Below are 1,716 nucleotides of genomic sequence, written 5' to 3'. Positions count from 1 at the left end.
GAGGCCGACGAGGACGGCGACGAGTAAACGGACGACGACCACGGACGGCCGCCGCGAAATCGGTCGCCGCCGAAACCTTTTCTAATAACCGGGAGTTATTCGCCGTATGGAACTCCCGACCCCACAGGACCTCCGCGAGCGCCGGACCGACCTGGAGCTGACCCAGAGCGAGCTCGCGGACGCGGCCGACGTCTCACAGCCGCTCATCGCCCGGATCGAGGGCGGTGACGTCGACCCGCGGCTCTCGACGCTGCGACGCATCGTCAACGCCCTCCAGGAGGCCGAAGGAGAGGTGGTCCGCGCGACGGACCTGATGAACGAGACGGTGATAAGCGTCGCCCCGGACGACGCGGTGCGCGAGGCCGTCTCGCTGATGGAAGAGGAGGCGTACTCGCAGCTCCCCGTCCTCCAGAACGGGGTTCCCGTGGGGTCGATCAGTCAGGGAGACGTGGTCCACGCGGGCGAGAACGTCGGCGACCACCCCGTGAGCGAGGTGATGAGCGAGTCGTTCCCCACGGTCGCGCCCAGCGCGACGGTCGACGAGATCCGGAACCTGCTCGATCACTACAAAGCGGTGATGGTCACCGACGGCGGCGCGACGGTCGGGATCATCACCGAGGCCGACATCGCCGCGCACCTGTCGTAAGCGGCGACGAGACGCCCGTGTGGCGATCGGACGGCCGACGGTGGGAGAAGGAGAGAAGACGCGAACGGAGGGCGGGGAAGCGCCGGCACCGTCACTCCTCGCGTCGCTCGGAGAGCCGCTCCCAGATCTCCGTGCAGCCAGCGCCGTCCTCGATGTCGTCGAGGTGGCTCCCGTCGGTGCGGTCCGATCGCGTTTTGGCGTCCCGATCGGCGGACTCGCCCGTCGGCTCGCAGGTCTCGGAGTTCGCGGTCATCGCCGCACCTCCGTGGCGCCCTCGAAGAGCTCGGGCGCGACGTCGGCCGACGCGTGTTGTCTGTGTCGATGTTCGCTCGGATCGGGAGACAGCGCGACAAATCCCGAGGCTGTATCGGTCATCGACTCCCGATACGGGCCCCCGGATCATAAGGGGAGCCACACGAGTAATTCAGACCTCTACTCCCGGGTACCGGAATCTGCGTCCGGTACCTCGGACACCAAGTTGGTTCCGTTCCCCGTCACGTCATGCGATCTCGTGTGATCCCGGCGTCATCGAAACGGTCTCCGCTTGTGACCACCGTCACGCATTGAGGGGATCGGTCAAACACGGGGGTGTGACGACACGTATTCGCGTCCTCGACGACGAGGCGATCGACGCGGGCGCCGCCCGCGACGCCGGACGACTGAAGATGGGGCGGGATCACGGTCCCACGTGTGAGACATGACCGACCGACTGCTCAGCGTGAACGCGTACACCACGCTCGACTTCGTCGACGCGCGGGCACGGGGTCACGACTTCGAGACGGACGCCCCCGGCGTCGTGAACGTCACGGCGCCCCGAGAGGACCCGGAACACGTGACGCTACAGGTCGAACTCGACGGGACGGCGCTCGACCGGCTCCCGGCGCACGCCGACGAGGTCGACCTCTCGCCAGCGCAGGCGCGGACGCTCGCCGAGGCCCTGGAGTCGACGGCCGATCGCGTCGAGGCCGCTCGGGGCGACGCCGACGGAGAGTGAGCCGCATCGCCGGCACCGTCGCTCCACCAGTACCAAGGCGGCGGCGCGATCCCGCGAGCGCCCGCCAGGGCGCGAG

3 protein-coding genes are annotated in these 1,716 nt (G+C 68.5%); 2 read left to right on the top strand and 1 reads right to left on the bottom strand.

The window, feature by feature from the left end; translation table 11 throughout:
- Positions 1-106 precede the first annotated feature (106 nt).
- Entirely contained in the window at positions 107-646 is a 540-nt protein-coding gene (locus tag GJ633_RS16445; protein WP_156589625.1) for a CBS domain-containing protein, read from the top strand.
- A 91-nt stretch (positions 647-737) separates the two neighbouring features.
- Here GJ633_RS16445 and GJ633_RS17405 read toward each other — a convergent pair whose 3' ends face one another.
- Positions 738-899, bottom strand: coding sequence for a hypothetical protein (locus GJ633_RS17405; protein ID WP_197431385.1), 162 nt, complete (start codon positions 897-899; stop codon positions 738-740).
- A gap of 444 nt (positions 900-1,343) precedes the next feature.
- Here GJ633_RS17405 and GJ633_RS16440 point away from each other — a divergent pair, with 444 nt between their 5' ends.
- The gene (locus GJ633_RS16440) at positions 1,344-1,640 is read left to right on the top strand and encodes a DUF6360 family protein (protein WP_156589624.1); all 297 of its coding nucleotides are present in this window, start codon (positions 1,344-1,346) and stop codon (positions 1,638-1,640) included.
- Positions 1,641-1,716: the final 76 nt, after the last annotated feature.

The sequence above is a fragment of the Halorubrum sp. CBA1125 genome, from assembly GCF_009742825.1.
GTDB lineage: Archaea > Halobacteriota > Halobacteria > Halobacteriales > Haloferacaceae > Halorubrum.
This window is presented reverse-complemented; position numbering and strand designations above follow the sequence as displayed.

Excerpts from the sequence above, each read along its gene's own strand:
- GJ633_RS16445 (WP_156589625.1), top strand. The coding sequence starts at position 107 with ATGGAACTCCCGACCCCACAGGACCTCCGCGAGCGCCGGACCGACCTG.
- GJ633_RS17405 (WP_197431385.1), bottom strand. The coding sequence starts at position 899 with ATGACCGCGAACTCCGAGACCTGCGAGCCGACGGGCGAGTCCGCCGAT.
- GJ633_RS16440 (WP_156589624.1), top strand. The coding sequence starts at position 1,344 with ATGACCGACCGACTGCTCAGCGTGAACGCGTACACCACGCTCGACTTC.